Annotated in this window: 15 protein-coding genes; 6 read left to right on the top strand and 9 right to left on the bottom strand. The window is 72.8% G+C overall.

Annotated features, from left to right (window positions below; translation table 11 throughout):
- Positions 1-9: 9 nt before the first annotated feature.
- Positions 10-324, top strand: a complete 315-nt coding sequence (locus GA0074692_RS19230) for a hypothetical protein (protein ID WP_245730372.1) — start codon at positions 10-12, stop codon at positions 322-324.
- An 80-nt stretch (positions 325-404) separates the two neighbouring features.
- Here the strand turns inward: GA0074692_RS19230 and dacB are convergent, their stop codons facing one another.
- Positions 405-1997, bottom strand: coding sequence for a D-alanyl-D-alanine carboxypeptidase/D-alanyl-D-alanine endopeptidase (dacB, locus tag GA0074692_RS19225; protein WP_091646599.1), 1593 nt, complete (start codon positions 1995-1997; stop codon positions 405-407).
- Positions 1998-2449: 452 nt separating this feature from the next.
- Here dacB and GA0074692_RS19220 point away from each other — a divergent pair, with 452 nt between their 5' ends.
- Positions 2450-2737 carry a HesB/IscA family protein gene (locus GA0074692_RS19220; protein ID WP_091646596.1) on the top strand — a complete coding sequence of 96 codons (288 nt, stop codon included), beginning with the start codon at positions 2450-2452 and terminating at the stop codon, positions 2735-2737.
- A gap of 110 nt (positions 2738-2847) precedes the next feature.
- On the opposite strand, the gene GA0074692_RS19215 is transcribed toward GA0074692_RS19220, so the two are convergent.
- The 7 genes from GA0074692_RS19215 to GA0074692_RS19185 all read right to left on the bottom strand — a co-directional run bounded on the left by GA0074692_RS19215 (position 2848) and on the right by GA0074692_RS19185 (position 11607).
- Positions 2848-3969: a beta family protein gene (locus GA0074692_RS19215; protein ID WP_176738500.1), complete on the bottom strand. Its 1122-nt coding sequence runs from the start codon at positions 3967-3969 to the stop codon at positions 2848-2850.
- 102 nt (positions 3970-4071) lie between these two features.
- A complete protein-coding gene (locus GA0074692_RS19210; protein WP_091646594.1) occupies positions 4072-5376 on the bottom strand; it encodes an ABC transporter substrate-binding protein in 1305 nt (434 codons plus the stop codon).
- Positions 5373-6479 carry a hypothetical protein gene (locus tag GA0074692_RS19205; RefSeq protein WP_141725336.1) on the bottom strand — a complete coding sequence of 369 codons (1107 nt, stop codon included), beginning with the start codon at positions 6477-6479 and terminating at the stop codon, positions 5373-5375. The genes GA0074692_RS19210 and GA0074692_RS19205 overlap by 4 nt, the downstream gene beginning before the upstream one ends.
- A complete protein-coding gene (locus GA0074692_RS19200; RefSeq protein WP_091646589.1) occupies positions 6476-7246 on the bottom strand; it encodes a zinc ribbon domain-containing protein in 771 nt (256 codons plus the stop codon). The genes GA0074692_RS19205 and GA0074692_RS19200 overlap by 4 nt, the downstream gene beginning before the upstream one ends.
- 4 nt (positions 7247-7250) lie before the next feature.
- Complete coding sequence (locus tag GA0074692_RS19195) at positions 7251-9515, bottom strand: serine/threonine-protein kinase (RefSeq protein WP_091646587.1); 2265 nt, start codon at positions 9513-9515, stop codon at positions 7251-7253.
- Positions 9515-10603: a hypothetical protein gene (locus GA0074692_RS19190; RefSeq protein WP_141725335.1), complete on the bottom strand. Its 1089-nt coding sequence runs from the start codon at positions 10601-10603 to the stop codon at positions 9515-9517. Before GA0074692_RS19190 ends, GA0074692_RS19195 begins: the two co-directional genes overlap by 1 nt.
- On the bottom strand, positions 10486-11607 hold the full coding sequence (locus tag GA0074692_RS19185) for a transporter substrate-binding domain-containing protein (RefSeq protein ID WP_091646584.1): 1122 nt from the start codon (positions 11605-11607) through the stop codon (positions 10486-10488). Before GA0074692_RS19185 ends, GA0074692_RS19190 begins: the two co-directional genes overlap by 118 nt.
- A gap of 522 nt (positions 11608-12129) precedes the next feature.
- Between GA0074692_RS19185 and GA0074692_RS19180 the strand changes: the two genes are divergently transcribed.
- The 4 genes from GA0074692_RS19180 (at position 12130) to ctaD (ending at position 16548) form a co-directional block, all read left to right on the top strand.
- Positions 12130-12522 carry a cupin domain-containing protein gene (locus GA0074692_RS19180; protein ID WP_091646582.1) on the top strand — a complete coding sequence of 131 codons (393 nt, stop codon included), beginning with the start codon at positions 12130-12132 and terminating at the stop codon, positions 12520-12522.
- Positions 12523-12591: 69 nt separating this feature from the next.
- Positions 12592-13386, top strand: coding sequence for an aldo/keto reductase (locus GA0074692_RS19175; RefSeq protein ID WP_091653730.1), 795 nt, complete (start codon positions 12592-12594; stop codon positions 13384-13386).
- A gap of 153 nt (positions 13387-13539) precedes the next feature.
- Positions 13540-14646 (top strand): FAD-dependent monooxygenase, encoded by a 1107-nt coding sequence (locus tag GA0074692_RS19170; RefSeq protein ID WP_091653728.1) that lies wholly within the window; start codon positions 13540-13542, stop codon positions 14644-14646.
- A gap of 141 nt (positions 14647-14787) precedes the next feature.
- Entirely contained in the window at positions 14788-16548 is a 1761-nt protein-coding gene (gene ctaD, locus GA0074692_RS19165) for an aa3-type cytochrome oxidase subunit I (protein WP_091646580.1), read from the top strand.
- Positions 16549-16834: 286 nt separating this feature from the next.
- Here the strand turns inward: ctaD and GA0074692_RS19160 are convergent, their stop codons facing one another.
- Positions 16835-18874 (bottom strand): cation:proton antiporter domain-containing protein, encoded by a 2040-nt coding sequence (locus tag GA0074692_RS19160; protein WP_091646577.1) that lies wholly within the window; start codon positions 18872-18874, stop codon positions 16835-16837.
- Between the last annotated feature and the right edge of the window lie 79 nt (positions 18875-18953).

The raw sequence follows: 18953 nt of genomic DNA, 5'->3' as shown, positions 1-18953 counted from the left end.
GCATCGCTGATGAGCACGGGTACCCGTATTGTCCGGCCTGCCGCGCCACGTGCCGGTGGCGAGCCGTCCGGGGAGGTGCTCCAGGAGATTCCGCTCCCGCCGTACGTCACTGGCGAGGACGCGCAGTTCGCGGTCCGGGCGGTGGTGGTGCACGCGCCGCGCCGGTGGTCCGGGGGGACGGTGTGCCGCAACGACGCCAGCCCGCACCCGTGTCGCCTGCATCGGTGGGGACGCCGGGTGCTGGCGCTGCGCGGCCTGCGTCCGGCCGACATCGACGCCCTGATCGCGCGGGGCGACCCCGCCGCCCCACCGCCGGTCGCCTGACAACCGGTCGGGCCGGGTGGGGTGGTAGCAGGGGTCCCCTGTTACCGCTTTTTGCGGAGCAGGGGACCCCTGCAGGCAGGTCAGCAGGTGATGGGCTTCTGCCAGGAGCACTCGATCCCGTCCGGGGTCTGCGGGATCTCCGGCGCCGCCGGGGGTGCGGTCCGCGCCGTGGTCACGCTCTTGCCGGTGTACGACGCCAGCGCGACCGCGATCTGGTCCTCCAGGTTCTTGACCGAGGAGGCCAGATAGTTGTTGAGAACGATGGAGAAGACGAGCTGCCGTCCGTCGGCGTCGGTGACGTAGCCGGAGAGCCCGGAGACTCCGGTGAGGCTGCCGGTCTTGGCGCGCACGTTGTTCGCCGCCGGGGTGCCCCGCATCCGGCTGCGCAGCGTGCCGCCGACGAACCGTTCCGCGTTGCCGGCCACCGGCAGGGCGGCGTACCAGGCGTCGAACCAGGGTTCGCCGCGCACGGCGACCAGCAGGTCGACGAACTCGTCGGCCGGGATCATGTTGCGCCGGGAGAGCCCCGAGCCGTCGCGCTGGTTCAGCGTGCCGGTGTCCATCCCGGCGGTGGCCACGTACTGCCTGATCTTGGCGAGCCCGGCCGACCAGGTGCCGGAGCCGCTCAGCACCCGCCCGATCTCCTTGGTCAGCACCTCGGCGTGGCCGTTGTTGGAGAGCTTCATGAACGGCACCATCAACTCGGACAGCGGCATTGAGTCGTGGCTGGTCACGCCGACCGCGCTGGGCGGGGTGGCCCGACCGGGCACGGTCTCGCCGAGGACCCGTACGCCGTGCCGGCTCAGCGCCGTGCGGAACACGTCGGCGGCGTACCCGGTGGGTTCCCAGACCGACACCCAGTCGCTGGTCCGGGCGGCGCCGAGGGCGATCTGCCCGGTCACCACGATGGTGTTGGTGGCGTGCTCACGCTCGAAGGAGATGCTGGTCGAGCCGGTGGCCACGGTGGTGGCCCGGTTGTCGACGCGCAGGTACCCGGTCGACGGGGTGAAGCTGATCTCCGGACGTGCCCCGGCGGTGGCGCCCGGTGCCGCGCCGACGATCACCGTGCCCGCGTCGTAGTCGGTGTCCGGCGCGACGGTCAGCGCGGAGATCTGCGCCGCGTAGTAGTAGGGCTCGTCGTCCCAGGCCCAGTCCGGGCCGAGTCGGGTGGCGTCGTAGCGGGTGTCGTCGGCGATCAGGTCGCCGGTGACCACCCGGATGCCGGCGGTCGCGACCCGGGCGGCGAGCGCGTCGTAGTCGGCGGCGAGCATGGTGGGGTCGCCGCCGCCGCGCAGGTGGAGGTCGCCGGTGAGGACGGTGCCCTGCTTGGCGCCGGTACGCAGCACGTCGGTGGTGAACCGGTGTCCGGGCCCGAGCAGTTCCATGGCGGCGGCCGAGGTGAGCAGCTTCGTGTTGGAGGCCGGGATCAGGCGGCGGTCCCCGTTGCGCTGGTAGAGCGTGTCACCGGTGGTCGCGTCGGCGACCACCACGCCCGCCTGCGCGCCGTCGAGGCGGGCGTCGGCGAGGATCGCGTCGATGGTGGCGCTGAGTCGGGTCTCGGCGGCGGAGGGGGCTTCGGCGATGGCCGTGGGCGCGGCGCTGGTGGTCGCGGCGGCGACCGCGGTGGCCAGGGCGGCCAGGGCAAGCGCTCGGGGGTAGCGACGACGTTGCATGCGCAGATGTTGTCATGAAGATTCTTTTCAGCACAGTGCCGCGGCCGAAGAATCTCGCCGTACGCGGAAGTGGTGCCTCGTCGATGGTCGGCGGTGCCCGGTGGTGCTCGGGGCCAGGTGGGTCGCGGCCGTCCCGGACGGGTTGGACCAGCCAGTCCGGTCCGGTCCGGTACGTCAAGGACGAAGGGGCGGAAATCGTCCCACTGATCGGGTTCTGGTTGACGGATCCGGCCGCAGCGGGCAACGTGGGCCGAGGGGCATGCACGACTTGCCCCGTTTGTAGCGAGTGGTGGGCCCGGTCTCCGGGGCTGCCCGCTCTCCATAGGGCGCGTCCGCGGCGGTGGGGTCCGGACGTGCCACCGGGTGGTGTCCCGGGCCCCGCGACCGGCGGGGGCCGGTCGGGACCGACCGCCGTACCGGCGACCATCCGATCACCAGTGAGGAGATCCGCCATGCTCACCATGACCGACAACGCCGTACTCGTGATCCGCGACCTCGCCGCGCAGCAGGACGTCTCCGACGCCGGTGGGCTGCGCATCACGACCGACCCGGACGCCGGTGCGCTCACCGTCGAACTGGTCGGCGAGCCGGGCCGGAACGACCAGGTGGTGGACACCAACGGGGCCCGGATCTTCCTCGACTCCGACGCCGCCCAACTGCTCAACGACACCTCCGTCGACGCCACCGTCGACGAGGAGGGCATCGTGCAGTTCGGCTTCACCGAGAAGCCCGCGCACTGAACCAACCGTTCGGGTGAACGGGCCAGCCGGACCGGCCGCGCTGGAATTCGTCCGTGCTCAACCGGAGCGACCGGAGCGACCGGACTGGCCGCGTTGGAATCCGTCTGCGCTCAACCGGAGCGGCCGGACTGGCCGCCCCGGGGTGGCCAGCCGGGCCGTCCGCCGTGGTGGGGTCCGCGCGCCCGGTGGCCGTCGGCGCGTTCCGACCGGCCCCGGTGCGGGGTCGGGCGGACCGGGGGCACCCCGGGCTGCCGGAGCGTGGCCAGCACGTGGGCCAGGTGATGCGAGGTGCCCCAGGCTGCCCAACTGGTCGCCGACCCCGCCCCGGCCGCGCCCCGCGCGCGGCGCACGATCTCGTGGTCGCCCCAGGAGAAGCCGGCCCCGGCGGCCGGCCAGTGCGATGCGGAGACCACGGCCCGGCACAGCTCGGCGACCCGGTCGTCGCCCCGCCCGCCGCGCCGGGACCAGCGGTAGATCCACCACGCTTCGTCGGCGGTGTACCGCATGGCGGGCAGTCGCTCCGGCGGGCCGGGGGTGGCGGAGCGGATCCCGTAGTCGCCGTACCCGAGGCCGAGACCGGTGAGCTTCTGCCAGAGCAACCAGTCCCAGCGGGCCAGCCGGACCGGCTCGCCGTCGGGTAGTCCGGGCAGGGCGGGCGGCATCGCCCCGGCGGCCACCGTCACCGACCGCCACGCGTGCCGGCGGGCCCAGTCCACCAGCCGGCGTACCCGGGGCTCGGCCGTGCGCAGGTCCGCCGCGCAGCAGACCTCGCCCACGTCGAGCAGCAGGTCGCACTGCTCCGGCATCAGCCCGGTACGTCGCCAGATCCGTTCCGCCGCGCCGGTGGCGGCGTCCGGCCCGTACGGATCCACACGTAACCGGAGGCGGAGCACCGCCCAGCCGAGATGGGACCGGGCCGCCGCGCCCTGGGCGACCAGCCGGTCGTCGCGTTCCGCGAACCCGATCACCGGCACCAGCGGTACGCCCTGGCGCAGCAGCCCGAGCAGGGGCCCGGTGCCGGGGAGCCCGGCCAGGTCGACGGCGACGGTCAGGCCCGCAGGCAGCCGACGGGGCAGGTCGACGGAATCGCCGTCGGTGAGGGTGAGGATCGGGACGACGAGCGCGGCGGCGTCGGTGTCGAGATGCCCCAACGCCTCCAGTTCGCTGCGCCCGGCGGTGAGGATCGGGCGGTAGACCGGCTCCGCCGTCCGTCCCGTGTGGGCGGACACCATACCCCAATGTATCGAGATCAGCCCATGGGCCAAAGCGCCGTTCGGTTGATCCGACGATCAGCCGGTGGCTTGGACGTCCGTCCTCTCCGGACGGTTCCTCGCCTACCGGGTCAGGCAGGGCAGGTCCAGCCATTCCCCGTCCGGTATCCCCACCCGCACGGTCTCGAGTTCCCGGAGCAGCACCGGCAGGTCACCGGGAGCGTCGAGGTAGTGCAGGACGGCCCGGTGGAACGCCGCGGTCATCGCCGCCGGCATCAGGTCCGACGCGTCCCGGCAGAGGGTGCCCCTGGTCAGCGTCTCGGCGATCCGGCGTGACACGTCGTCCGGGTAGCTGGCCGGGTCGGTGCCCCGGTTGAGGGTGAAGGAGAGCCCGCCGCTGGCCTCCCGCCAGACCCGCCGGGCCCGTTCCCCGGCGAGGAAGCGGATCAGCGCGCGGGCCTCCGGCGTGTCCTGGAACATGCCCACCACGTCCTCGGCGATCTCGGTGGTCGTCCCGGCGTCGGCCCGTGCGGCGAAGGGCGGGAACGGGAAGAAGTCGAACCGGTTCGGCGCCTGCCGCCGGTAGTCGTGGACGATGTAGGAGCCCTGGTGGTCCAGGTGACACTCCGGCGGCTGGGCGAACATGCCGAGCCCGGCCACGTTGAAGCCGGTGAGCAGGGCGTTCGGGGTGCTGGTCCGGGCGACCGCCCCCCACGCCTGCCAGACCGCCCGCATCTGCGGCGAGTCCCACGCCACGTCCCCGGCCGTCCACGCCTGGTACGTCCGGGCACCCCACCGGTGCAGGAAGAGGTCCTCGATCCAGTCGGTGCCGGGCCAGCCGGACAGCGGTGGCGCGCTCATGCCCAGGCACCACCGCGTCCGCTGACCGTCGGCCGCCACCAGTTCCTCCCAGGTGGCCGGCGGGCGTTGCGGCAGTTCGGGCCGCTGGTCGCGGGCGTACCAGACGAGGCTCTTGGGGACCACGTTGACCGAGAGCCCGTACACCTGGCCCTGGAGGGTGACCAGTTGTGGCGCCAGGTCCGCCCCGCCGTGGTCGCCGAGCACGTCGTCCAACGGGTGCAGCTTGCGGCTGGGCACGTACGTCTGGAGGTCGTTGAGGCGGGGCAGCACCGCCACGTGCGGTGGGGAGCCACGGTCGACCCCGGAGCGGAGCACCTGGCTGACGTCGCGGGTGCCCTGGTAGTCCACGACGATGCCGGTCTGCTCCTCGAAGTCCCGCAGCACCGCCCCGAAGGCGGCGGCCTCGATGCCCGGCTGCCCGTCGTCGGGCTTCTCCCCACCCTCCGGACTCTCCGACCAGGAGGCCAGGAGGGTGACCCGGCCGGTCGGGGTGGCGTCCCCGCAGGCGGTCACGCCCCCGGCGACCAGCAGGGCCGGGACCAGCAGCAGTCCGATGCGACGTCTCATTTTTCCTGGTACCGGTACTCGTCGAGGCGCGGCTGGAAGCCGAGCAGGACAGCCACCGCGGCGCAGAGCGCCGCGACGGGAAGGGTGAGCTCGCCACCGAAGCTGGTGGCCGCCCGGTTGGCCCGGTCGACGGCGACGTCGCTGCTGGCCTGCGCCGCCCGGGCCGCAGTGGCGGCGGACGACGGCGAGCCGGGCAACGGCGCGACCCCCGCCGGGGTGAGCTGGCCGATGGTACGCGGGCAGTCGATCGGCTCGCAGGCCGCGTCGAGCCGTTGGCCCAGACTTCCGGTGTGCAGGGTCGCCAGCTCGGTCAACTGGTGTTCCCGGTGCCGCGCGATCTCGCGGGCCGCCTCCCGGGTTCCGGTGAGCTGCCCGGCGGACCAGAGGCTCGACGAGGTGGCTACCCCCATCAGCAGCACGAAGAGGGTGGCCAGCAGCAACGGGACGTTCATCCGGCGGCGGAACCGGTGGCGCATGAAGCGCTGGGCCCGTACCAGCAGCCCGAGGAGGGCGAGCACCGGCAGCAGCCAGAGCGCGGCCGTGGCCGGCTTCGTCCACACCCGACCGGCCTGCTCGTCCAACGCGTCGACCTGCGCCTCCCGGAGCCGGTCCAGGCGGCGGAGCAGCTCGTCCAAAAGACTGGCGGCGTCCCAGAGCGCGGCCGTGCCGAGGGCGTCCCGGTCCTGCCGGTAGTGCACGTCGGCGCGGGCGATCAGGCCGGTGTACGTGACCAGCAACGCCTCGACCACCTGGAGGTCGCCGCTGCCCGTCTCGCCGGCCGCGTTCCGCTCAGCGACCTCGGCGAGGTGCTGCCCGGCGGCGGCGATCTGGTTCTGGTACTCCTCACCCGGACCGCCGAGGAGCTGGGTGCCGTCGGAGAAACCGGCCAGCGCCGCGCCGTGGGCGGCCCGGAGGGCGACCTGGGTGTCGTAGACGGCCAGGACCGACGGCACGGACTGCGCGGCGACCGCGTCGGCGGCCCGATGCACCCCGAGGAAGACCGAGAGGCAGCCGGCCAGCGCGACCACCGTGCCGACGAGCAGGGTCCGGCGGTGGCGACGCAGGCTCCGCCAGGTGGTGCTGGTCAACGCGGTCCCGCTCACGTCGGCACCGTCCCCGCGCCGTCGAACCCCGCGCCGCACCGCTCGCAGAACCGGGCACCCGGCGGTGCCTCCCGACCGCACCGACAGGTCCGGACCGCGCCGTCGGTCGCCGCCACCGGATCCACGCTGGCCACCAGCAGGCCCAGCTCCGCGAGCCGGCGGGTGTCGTCGGCCACGGCGGCCAGCCGGACCGCCCGGCCGAGTGGCTCGGTGACGATCGGCGGGTCGCCGCTGTCGTGGTGCTCGTCGCCGTTGTCGTGGTGCTGGGCGGCGGTCGGCCGGCTCGGCTCCTGCGGTCCGGGGTCGTGCGTCACCGGGTCGACCCGGCCGGGGTGGGGCCGGTCGTCCGTCCAGTGCACCAGGGCGGCCACCGGGGGTGTCCGGGCCACACCGTCCACCAGCAGGTCGATCCGGGCGGCCAGCAGGTCCTCGCCCCGGGGACGGTCGGTGCCGTCCACCGCCAGGCAGAGGTGGTACTCCCGGCGCTCCTCCCCCCACGACCAGGTCGGATGGTCCACCGTCCGATCGTCGACCGGCACGCCGGTCAGCTCCCGTACGGTCGGGTGGACCTGCCGGCAGGACAGCACCCGGGTCGGTGCCACGGTCCGGATCCGGATCCGGGCCTGCGGTGGCCGGCCGACGGCGACCACGGGGGCATCGGCCAGGGTGCGCGCGGTGACCGTGAGGATCCCGTGCAGCTCGCGGGCGGCCGGAGAGAGGTAGCGGTCGTGGTCGAGTCGCAGGTCGAAGGCGAGGGAGGTAGACACCGGTTCACTCCTCACGCAGTCGCAGCAGGGTCAGGGGCCGGGCCGTGTTCGCCCGGTCGAGCAGCACCCCGTGGTCGTTGCGGTTACGGGCCTGCTGCCGGGCGAGGACCCGGAAGGAACGGGCGAGCCGCTGGCGCAGGCCGTTCTCCGTGGGCGGGGCACCCAGCGTCGCACCGTCGTCCAGCCCGTCCGGCCCGTAAGCCAGTACCCGTTCCAGCGCCGCCTCGAGGACGGTGGTGGTCAGCCGGTCGCGGGCCTCGCCGTGCGGGTTGCCGCCGTCGAGCCGCAGCCCCGCCAGACGGTGGACCGCCTCGTTGAGCGCCGCCGCGTCGGGCGGTTCGTCGCCGAACCGGACGGTGAGCGACCGGACCACGGCGATCCGGGCCGCGTCGTGGTGTCGGGAGAACCGGGGGACGTCGTCGAGGACGCCCACCGCCCCGGCCCGGTCCCGACCGGCCAGCCGGAGCCGGGCCAGGCCGAACGCGGCGCTGGCCGTCAGCCGGTCCCGCCGCCACACCGTCTCGTAGTAGCGGACTGCCCGGACGGCGTCGCCGGTGTGCTCCGCGCAGTAGGCGAGGGCCAGCTTGGGCGCGATCTCCCCGGGGAGCTTCCCGTACACCGCGTCGAACCGGCCACCGGCCCGGGGCACGTCGCCCTCGGTGAGCGCGAGCAGCGCGTCGTGCCAGGCCAGCCGCCAGTCGGTCGAGGGATCGCCGTCGAGCAGCCGGCCGGCGGCGGTGAGCGCGTCCCAGGCGCGGGGCGGGTCGCCGAGTTCCAGCAGGGCCCGGCACCGGGCGAGTTCGATCTCGACCGAGGGGACGTCGAAGGCCGCGAGGCCGTCCAGCAGGCGCTCCGGAGCCAGCGCCCCGACGGTGGTGAGGAACTCGGCGGCCGGGTCGCCGGGCATGGGACGCGGCACCGGCAGGCCGGTGGCCACGGCGGCGGGGGCGGGGCGGCCGTGCTCGCGCAACCCGCTGCCCACCGGGTCGGTCCAGTGTTCCAGCGGCGGTACCGCGCCGAGACCCGCGTCGAAGAGCGCGGGGGTGGGGGCGAAGACGGTGGAGGACACCGCCTGCTCGTGCCCCGACCGGGCCGGCAGCAGCTCGTGCAGCACTCCCTTGAGCTGTTCCGCCAGCTCGGCGGCGGAGGCGAACCGGTGCTCCCACTCGTCGTGCCGCGCCCGCCGGACCAGCCGGCGGAACGACTCCATCCCGACGTCGACGACCGGTGCCCCCGGCCCGGGGACCAGGCCGTCACCGAGTTCCGCCAGCAGCATCCCCACCGCGTACAGGTCGGAGCGGACCGTCGCACCGCGCGTCTCCAGTTCCCGGTCGCCGACCTGGTACAGCGGGGTCCCCACCAGCGGGCTGGACTGGTCGTCGGCCCGACGGACCCCGCCGAGGTCGATCAGCTTGATCCGGTCGGCGGTGCGGATCACGTTCCCCGGATGCAGGTCGGTGTAGAGCAGGCCCTGCCGGTGCAGGTAGTCCAGCGCGGCCAGGATCTCGTGGGCGTACGCGAGGAGGTGCGCCAGCGGCAGCGGGGCCGCCGGCCGGGCCGGGTCGCGGGCGGCCTCACGGAGTTCCGCCAGGGACATCCCGTTCAGGTACTCCATGACGATGTAGCCGGCCTGCCCACCGAAGAGCCGGTCCGGCGCGGTGACGAAGTTGTAGATCCGGACGATGGTCGGATGGTTCAGGGTGGTCAGGTAGCGCCGCTCGGCGACCTCCACCGCCAGGGCGTTCCGGTCGGTCTTGTTGAGCAGCCGCTTCAGGACCACCGGGTTGTCGTCCAGGTGGGTGTCCCGGGCGAGGTACACCTGACCCAGACCGCCCCGGGCCAGGTAGCCGACCACCTCGTACTGGTCCGCGACCAGGTCGCCCCGTTCGAGGGCGGGGACGAAGGCGAAGGGGGTCTGGCAGCGACCGCAGTAGCCGTGGTCCAACCGGCCCGTGCCGCCCCGGCCGACCGGGGCCCGGCAGTGGGCGCAGAACCGCTGGTTCTCGGGCACCGCCGGGTCGGGCAGCACCCGCCGGTCGGCGGGGAAGGCCAACACCGGCAGGGAGACCAGGCCGGCGACCGTCCACGTCCGGCCGTCCGACGGCGGTCCGTCCGGCGGTGGCCCGGCGGCGGGCGGTCCGTCCGACGGCGCCGGCTCCGGCTCCGGGCGCGGGGGCCCTCCGGTACGGCGCGGCGCCAGTCCGCACCGGTCGCAGAAACCGATCTCGTCGACCGTGCCGGTGCAGCCCGGGGTACGGGTACAACGCATCAGCCGGATTCTCCATTACCCAGCCGGCCGGAACAGCGCTGGTCGGGTGGGGCGACCGGGCGGCGGGGCATCATCCAGTCCAGAGTCGTCTCCTCGACCGGCCAGCCGTGCACGCTGACCACGCTGAACGGGACCCGGGCCGCCTCGGAGCAGAGGGTCTGCGTCCGGACCCGGCCGTTGGGCAGGAACCGCACGACGCCGGCCTGGTCGAGCATGACGGTGGACGTGTCGGTCACCGTGATCATGTGCCCGAGCACCACGCTCGTCGGGGCCCGGTCGGTCTCCGTCGGCGCGACCTCGATCGCGGCGGTGGGCAGGACGGCCACCCGCAGGAACACCGCGCCCATCACCAGCGGGAGCGCCGCGGCGACGGTGTACGCCAGCCAGTGGGTCAGAGCCGGGGCGACCCGAGGGGGCAGTGGGCCGGTGAGCACGGTGCCGGCGGCCGGTGGCACGGCCAGCAGCGCGACGGTGCTCCACTCGCCCGCCCGGACCGCCGCCCAGATGGCCGGCCCCAGCACGGCGTACGCCACCACGGCCGCCGCCAGCGGCAGCGCCACGCCGACCAGCATGATCCGCAGCGGCCGGTCGGGGTACAGGTAGCGGGTGCGCAGGGCGAGCAGCCAGAGGGCGAGCATCAGCAGCGCCGGGAGGAAACGTAGCTGCCAGGTGAGCGTGGCCAGGACGACGGCGGCGGTGAGCACCCAGCCGGGGGTGCGGGCGGTGCCGGAGGCGAGCAGGGACCGCTCCGGGTCGAACCGCTCCGGGTTGCTCACCCGCAGCAGCCGGCCGAGCAACCCGACCACCAGCACCGCCAGCGGCCCGGCCCACACCAGCGCGATGAGCAGGGCACTGAGCATCCCGAGCGGGCTGACGTACTGCACCAGCAGCAGCATCGTCGGCATGTCCTGCCGGCTGAGCTGCCACAACCGCAGCACCAGCAGCAGGACGGGGAACGCGGGGAGGAGGGTCAGCAGCCACTGCTGCGCCTGCCGCGCCCCCGCCGTACGCCTCGACCGGACGCCCGGACCGGGGCGTACGGCGGGGGTCCGGGGTGCCCCGGCAGCGGTAGCGCGAACCTCTCCCACGGCCACTGCCGTACCTCCACCTTCCTCGGCTCGGGCTGCTGCTCCTCCGCCACCGACTGCGGCCGGTTGGCCGGCTGCTGCCAGCGGAGGTTGTCGTCGTACGCCTCCTCCCATACCTTGTTCTCCTCGTCCTTGGCAGAGGCGTGCAGCGCGAGGTCGACCAGGTCGCGGAGGGCCGTGTTGGGGCCGGTGTTGACGCCCCAGCGTTCCTGTGGGGACGACCCGATGTCCCAGTGCCGCAACGGCTTGGCCCGCTTGAGGCCGACGGGGAAGGCGTCCGGGTCCTGACTGGCGGTGACGAATCCGGCCAGGATCGCCGCGTCGGTGGTGACCGCGTCGACCTGCCCGTCGTACAGCTCCTGGACACACTCGCTGATCTTGTTACGGCCGAGCGCCTCGGCGCCCACCTCGCGCAGCCGGGCCTGGGAGGTCGAGGTGGTCAGCGTGCACACCCGCCGGCCGCGCAGGTCCTCCAGGCTGCTCACCGGCCCGGGTTCGTCGGCCAGGGTGATCACCGACTGTTCCGTGTGCAGGTACGGCGCGGAGAAGGTGGCGCCTTCCTTCGTCCGCTCCTCGGTGATGCTGTACGAGGCGATCACCAGGTCGACGGTGACGAACCGGTCGTTGTGCGGGGCCTGTCGCCGGGCCCGGTCCTCGCTCTCGATCGGCAGCAGCACCACCTGGCTGCGGTCGAAGTCCAGGTAGCTGGCGATCAGGTAGGCGATGTCGATGTCGAAGCCCTGCCAGCCGCCGCCGGGGAGCTGCAACGCGATGCCGGGCTGGTCGTCCTTGACCCCGATGAGCAGCTCACGTTTGCCCTTCAGGCCGGCCCGCTCCATGAGCTGGTCGCGGGTCGGTGGTCCGAAGCCGAGCACGATCGGGACCAGGGCCACCGCCAGCACGGCCAGCACGACCGTCAACGCGACGAGCCGGAACTGCCGGGACCGGGGCGTGCCCGATGGTGTGGCCGTCGTCGTCGCGCTCGGCTCAGTCTCCTGACTCAAGCTCGTCCTCCCGCTGCCGCACCGGTGACCAGTCCTCCATTGTGGGGCCTGTTCGAGCGGTGGCACGCGCCACGGGCGGTGCCGGGACGAGCGGATATCCGACCTCCGGCCCAACGGCTGACCGGGGATCGGCGGTCTCGGGGTGTGACCGGAGCGCGGGATATGGTAGCGAAATTTATCGTGGAGCCGCCGGGGCGAGGGTGGACGGACCGAGGGTGGCCGGGGCGGGGGGACCGGTTCGGGGCGGGGTGGGACCGGGTCTGCGAGGCGGCCGACGCCGGACACGAGCGCGCGGCGCCGTTTCGATCCTGATGGATCGTCACGTCGCCGCGCTCTGGCCGTCTCCCACCGTCGCAGCCTGCGGCGGTACGCCAGCGGGGACCTGGCTCGACCGACCCGTTCCTGCCCGCCGGTCAGTCTGCATCATGCCCCTTTCGGGGGCCGCAAACCCTGCCCCTGTGGAAAAGTCCACCATCCGGTGGTAGCGGCGTGACAGCGCCCGGGGCCGGGTATGAGCGGCCCATGGAGCACTACACGATCGCGACCGTCGCCGAGCAGAGCCCCGACTTCCGCCGGGTGCTCTGGACCGGGAAACAGACCCAGCTGGTGATCATGACGATCCCGCCGGGCGGGGAGATCGGCGAGGAGGTCCACGAGGGCGTCGACCAGATCCTGACCTTCGTCAGCGGCACCGGCGAGGCCCGCGTCGCGGGTGAGAAGAAGACCGTGAACCAGGGCGACCTGGTGGTCGTACCGGCCGGCACGAAGCACAACTTCGTCAACACCGGCCCCAACCCGCTTGTCCTCTACACCGTCTACGGCCCCCCGGAGCACGCCGACCAGGTGGTGCACCGGACCAAGGAGGAGGCCGACGAGATGGAGGCCGCCGGCAGGGACGAGCCACCGACGTCCTGACCCACGGCGGTCGGGCCCGGTCAGTGGCGCCGACGCATGGGTCCGGGGCAGGCGGGTACGTGCACCGGCATGAGTCCGTCCGACCAACCCACCGTCGCCCTGCCCGACCGGGTCCGGATGCCGCTGCTCGGCTTCGGCACCTGGCAGGTGTCCGGCCAGGCTGGCTACGACGCCGTGCGGACCGCCCTCGCCGCCGGGTACCGGCACATCGACACCGCCACCATGTACGGCAACGAGAAAGAAGTGGGCCAGGCGATCCGGGACAGCGGACTGCACCGGAACGACGTCTTCGTCACCACCAAGATCCCTTCGGACGGGGTGGGGCGGGAACGGCACGTCCTGGAGGCCAGCCTGGCCGCCCTGGAAACCGGTCACGTCGACCTGTGGCTGATCCACTGGCCGCCGGCCGGTCCACGGGACAGCGTGGGGATGTGGCGGCAGGTGATGAAGGCCCGCGACGACGGGCTGACCCGCGCCGTCGGGGTCAGCAACTACTCCACCGCGCAGCTCGACGAGCTGATCCTGGCGACGACCGAGGCGCCCGCGGTCAACCAGATCCCGTGGAGCCCGATGCGGTACGACGCCCGGCGGCTCGCCGAGCACCGGGAACGCGGGATCGTGCTGGAGGGGTACAGCCCCTTCCGGACCACCGACCTCAGCCACCCAATCCTGACCCGGATCGCCGAGACGCACGGCGTCACCCCGGCCCAGGTGGTGCTCCGCTGGCACGTCGAACACGGGATCGTGGTCATCCCCAAGTCGGTCACTCCGGCCCGGATCAGGGCCAACGCCGACATCTTCGGCTTCTCGCTCAGCCCCGAGGAGGTGCACGCCATCGACACCGTCGGCACCCCCGTTCCATGAGCCGGCCGGTGGGGACTGATCCAACTCCAGGTCCACTCCGCCTCGGCTGAAGGGGAGATCACGCACCATCCGATCGGATCTACCGCCAGGCGGTTGCGGGGAGTAGTGTCTTGCCTTCAACGCGTGCCGCTCCCCTCGGAGGCGTACACCAGCATGGGTGGATCCCCCCTGCGCATTCTCGTCGTCGGCGCGGGCATCGCCGGGCTTGCCGTGGCTCGGGCGTTGCGAAGGGCGGGATTCCGCCCGGACGTCACCGAGAAACGGACTCCCACGGAGCTGCCCGACAGCGGTCTCTACCTGCCCGGCAACGCCGCCCGCGCGCTGCGCGGGCTCGACCTCGACCTGCCGGTCCGGCCGCTCGGGCAGGTGATCCACCGGCAGCGTTTCCTCGACGCCGCCGGCGGTGAACTCTGCGAGGTCGACCTGACCGGACTCTGGGCCGGGGTCGGCGAGTGCCGCGCGCTGCCCCGCAGCGACCTGCACCGTGTCCTGCTGACCGGGGCCGGCGGGGCGGTCCGGCACGGGGCCGAGGTACGCACCCTCGACCTCACCGCGGACGCGGTCACGGTCGCCTTCGCCGACGGCACCGTCACCGAGTACGACCTGGTGATCGGCGCGGACGGCCCCCGGTCCACGGTGCGGGCCCTCGCCGCGCTCGGCGGCCCGGCGCGGCCGGCCGGGCAGATCGTCTACCGCGGGGTGGTCCGGGGCGGTCCACCGGTGGCCGAGTGGACCGCCCTGCTGGGTCAGCGGGCCGGGTTCGTGGTCATGCCGATCGGCGGCGGACGGCTCTACTGCTACGCCGACGAGGCCGGCACCGCGCCGCCGGTCGACCCGATGGCCCGGCTGCGTGAGGTGTTCGGCGCCTACGGCGGGCCGGTGCCCCGGGTCCTCGACGCACTCGATCAGGTGCACGTCGGGCTCACCGACGAGGTCGAGTTGGGCCGGTGGTCCCGCGGCCGGGTGGTGCTGGTCGGCGACGCCGCGCACGCCACCGCGCCGACGTTGGCCCAGGGCGCGGCGATGGCGCTGGAGGACGCGGTGGTGCTCGCCGAGTCGCTGCGCGCCGCGGGCAGCGTGGAGGCCGCGCTGATGGCGTACGAGAGCCGCCGCCGTCCGCGTACCAAATGGGTGCGGGACCGCACCCGCGACCGGGACCGCACGCGGGACGTCCCCCCGGCGCTGCGTGACCCGCTGCTGCGCGGCCGGGGTGGACGCATCTTCCAGGAGCACTACCGGCTGTTGGTCGATCCACTCTGACCTCCGACCAGCGGCGGATGCTGGGCGTGTCCCGCCACCCGGCGCGGCGTGTCAACCCGCCGGGGACTATCCTTCCTTCGGACTACGGCCCGCAACTACCAGCGCGTGCCGAGGGGGACGAACGAGAACCGGAGGCCACTCGTGACCACCGTCGCACCCAAGCCGGTTGTGACCCGGCCCTGGCCGGTCCGACAGCCGGTGAAGGGCTCGGCCATCGCGCGGATGCTGCGTACCACGGACGCGAAGCAGATCGGGATCATGTACATGGTCACCGCGTTCGCGTTCTTCATGATCGGTGGCCTGATGGCCCTGATCCTCCGCGCCGAACTGGCCCGCCCCGGCCTGCAGTTCCTCTCGCCGGAGCAGTACAACCAGCTCTTCACCATGCACGGCACGGTGATGCTGCTCTTCTTCGCGACGCCGATCGTGTTCGCCTTCGCGAACTACGTGGTGCCGCTGCAGATCGGCGCGCCGGACGTCTCCTTCCCCCGGCTGAACAGCTTCGCCTACTGGCTCTTCCTGTTCGGCGGGACGATGGCCGTCGCCGGCTTCCTCACCCCCGGCGGTGCGGCCGACTTCGGCTGGACGGCGTACACCCCGCTGAGCACCGAGGCGCACTCCCCGGGCATCGGCGCCAACATGTGGGTCGTCGGCCTGGCGATCTCCGGTCTCGGCTCCATCCTCGGCGCGGTCAACCTGATCACCACGATCCTGACCCTGCGCGCGCCCGGCATGACCATGTTCCGGATGCCGATCTTCACCTGGAACATGCTGGTCACCAGCCTCCTGGTGATCCTGGTCTTCCCGCTGCTGGCCGCCGCGCTCTTCGCGCTCGCCGCCGACCGTATCCTCGGCGCGCACGTGTTCAGCCCCGACACCGGCGGCCCGATGCTGTGGCAGCACCTCTTCTGGTTCTTCGGCCACCCCGAGGTGTACATCATCGCGCTGCCGTTCTTCGGCATCATCACCGAGATCATCCCGGTCTTCTCCCGGAAGCCGATCTTCGGCTACAAGGGCCTGGTCGCCGCGACCATCGCCATCGCCGGTCTGTCGATGAGCGTCTGGGCGCACCACATGTTCTCCACCGGCCAGGTGCTCCTGCCGTTCTTCAGCTTCCTGAGCTTCCTGATCGCCGTGCCGACCGGTATGAAGTTCTTCAACTGGATCGGCACCATGTGGCGGGGCCAGATCAGCTTCGAGACGCCGATGCTCTTCGCGCTCGGCTTCCTGGTCACCTTCCTCTTCGGTGGTCTCACCGGTGTGCTGCTGGCCAGCCCGCCGATCGACTTCCACCTGCACGACTCGTACTTCGTGGTGGCGCACTTCCACTACGTGCTCTTCGGCACGATCGTGTTCGCCGTCTTCGGTGGCATCTACTTCTGGTTCCCGAAGATGTTCGGCCGGATGCTCGACGACCGGCTCGGCAAGGTGCACTTCTGGCTGACGACGATCGGCTTCCACACCACCTTCCTGGTGCAGCACTGGCTGGGCAACGAGGGCATGCCCCGGCGGTACGCCGACTACCTGCCCAGCGACGGCTTCACCACGCTCAACATGATCTCCACGATCGGTGCGTTCATCACCGGTATCTCCACGCTGCCGTTTATCTACAACTGCTGGAAGTCGTACAAGACCGGCCCGGTGGTCGAGGTGGACGACCCGTGGGGTCACGGCAACTCGCTCGAGTGGGCGACGAGCTGCCCGCCGCCGCTGCGGAACTTCGACCGGATGCCCCGGATCCGCTCCGAGCGTCCGGCGTTCGACGCGAAGTTCCCCGAGCTGGCCGCCGGCCAGTCGCTGGCCGGGCCGCCCGAGGGTGGTGCCAAGCCGCTGACCAGCGAGTCCGACGGCGGAGCCACCTACACCGAGGACGTCGCGAGCGACCTCGACCGGAAGAACTGACGACCGGCACGTACGACGGGCGCCGCACCCCCGACCGGGGTGCGGCGCCCGTCGCGTTGTCTGCTCCCCCCTCGGGCCTGTTCGGCCCCGTCCGAGGGCGGCCGGATTCGGGTGGTAGCAGGGGTCCCTTGTTACCGCATTTTGCGGAGCAGGGGTCCCCTGCAACCACGCAACCCGGCAACCCGGCAACCCTGCAACCCTGCAACCAACCACCCACCCGCTCCCGGGGCCGGCGGGGCGGGGCGGGGTGCACCTCGGGCACCCTGCCCGTCCCTGCCGCCGGAGCTCACCCGGGTGTGGACGCCGGGCGGATCAGGGTCTCGTCGAGGTAGCAGTAGGCCCAGTCCTCGCCCGGCTCGGCCGAGGCCATGATCGGGTGGTCCTGGTCCTGCTGGTGCCGGGAGGCGTGCCGCTCGGGTGAGGAGTCGCAACAGCCGACGTGCCCACAGGTGAGGCAGGTCCGCAGATGCACCCAGGAGGTGCCGGCGCGCAGGCAGTCCTCGCAGCCGGGGGCGGACGGCAGCACCGGCCGGATCATGCTGGTGTGCGGGCAGGGCGTCCCGGGGTCGGGGCGGAAGGCGACGATCCGGTCCACGTCGACCCGGGTACGGCCCGACCGTCCCGTCTCGGCGGCGGCGAACCGGTCGGCGGCGTCCGGCAGCGCACCCAGCACGGTCCGGCCCAGCGCGGTGTGGCCGGCCCGGTCGTTCCGGACGACCGTGTCGACACCGGCGGCGACCAGCTCCGCGAGGTCGGTGGCCGTGTCGAGGCGTACCACGATCCGGGCGTCGGGTGCCAGGGTGCGCACCACCGATGCGATCCGGCGCGCGTCCTCCGGCTCGTCCTCCGGGATCACCACCACCCGGGCCGCCGCCACTCCCGCCTGGTCGAGGATGTGCCGCCGGGTCGAGTCGCCCCGGAGCACCCGGTGCCCGTCGGCCTCCGCCTCGGCGGCCCCGTCCGGGTTGAGGGTGACGACGACCAGCGGCACCCCGGCGGCGGCCAGCTCGGCGGCGAGGGCGCGGGTCGCCGCGCCGTACCCGCTGATCACCACGTGGTCGCCCGGCACGTGACCGCCCTCGGTGGTCGGCACCGGCGCGGGGCCGACCGCCGGACGGCCGGCGCGCTGTTCCACGGCCGCGCCGAGCCGACGCCCTCCGGAGCCCAGCCACGGCGTGGCGACCATCAGCAGCACGGTGGCCGCGATGAACGCCTGCGTGCCGTCCGCGCCGAGTCCGGCGGGGGAGAGGCCGGCCTCGCGCCCCACCCGTTCGAGTACGAACGAGAACTCGCCGACCTGCACAATGAGCAGGGAGAGCGCCACCGTGACCGCCGGACGGACCCGGAGCACCACGGCCGACGCGGCGGTGGCTAGCCCCTTGACCAGGACGACGCCCAGGACGGCGGCCAGCACCAGCGGCAGGTTGCCGACAAGGAACCCGAGGTCGAGCAGCATGCCGACGGAGACGAAGAAGGTCGCCGAGAAGAGGATCTGAAGCGGGAGGATCTCGCCGAGCGCGTGTTCGGAGTGCCGGCTTTCGCTGACCACCATGCCGGCGAGGAACGCCCCGAGCGACACGCTCACCCCGGCCAGGCTGGTCAGGTAGGCGGTGCCGAAGCAGATCGCGATCACCGCGAGCAGGAAGACCTCCGGGGAGCAGGCCCGGGCCACCGCCTCCAGCAGCCGGGGCATCACCCAGCGGGCCACCACCAGGACCACCGCGACGACCGCGACGGCGGTGCCAAGCGCCACCGCGACGTCCAGCGCTGATCCGCCCTCGCCGCCGAGCATCGGGACGAGCAGCACCATCACCACGATCGCCAGGTCCTGGAAGATCAGGTACGCCAGCGCCGTGCGGCCGGTGTCGCTCTGTGTCTCGCCCTGGCTGGCCAGCAGGCGCAGCACGATCGCGGTCGAGGAGAGCGAGACCAGGAAGCCGGTGAAGACGCCGACCTGCCAGGAGACTCCGAAGAGGGCGAGCGCCCCGACGGCCACGCCGACGGTGATCACCACCTGGAGGCCCCCGCCGATCAGGATCAGCCGCCACATCGCGGCCAGCCTGGCCAGGGAGAACTCGATGCCGATGGTGAAGAGCAGGAGGATCACGCCGACCTCGGCCGCCGCGTCGATCGCCTGCTGACTTTGTACGAGGCCGAGGGCGTGCGGACCGATCGCCACACCGGCCAGGAGGAAGCCGACGATCGGGACGATCCGCAGTCGGGTGGAGAGGTAGCCGATCACCGCTGCGGCGAGCATCAACGCGACGATCTCGACGAGGAACGCCGGCGGGCCACCACCCGCTTCGGACGCCAGGACATGCTGCATTGGGCGGATGCTAGTGCGGGTCACGCCGAATGCCGAGGTCAACGGGTCCAGATCACGCCGGCCGGGGCGGCGGACGGTT

Source organism: Micromonospora pallida, from assembly GCF_900090325.1.
GTDB classification, from domain to species: Bacteria; Actinomycetota; Actinomycetes; order Mycobacteriales; family Micromonosporaceae; genus Micromonospora; species Micromonospora pallida.
Note: the sequence above shows the minus strand (reverse complement) of the source record. Positions and strands in the feature narration are given on the sequence as shown.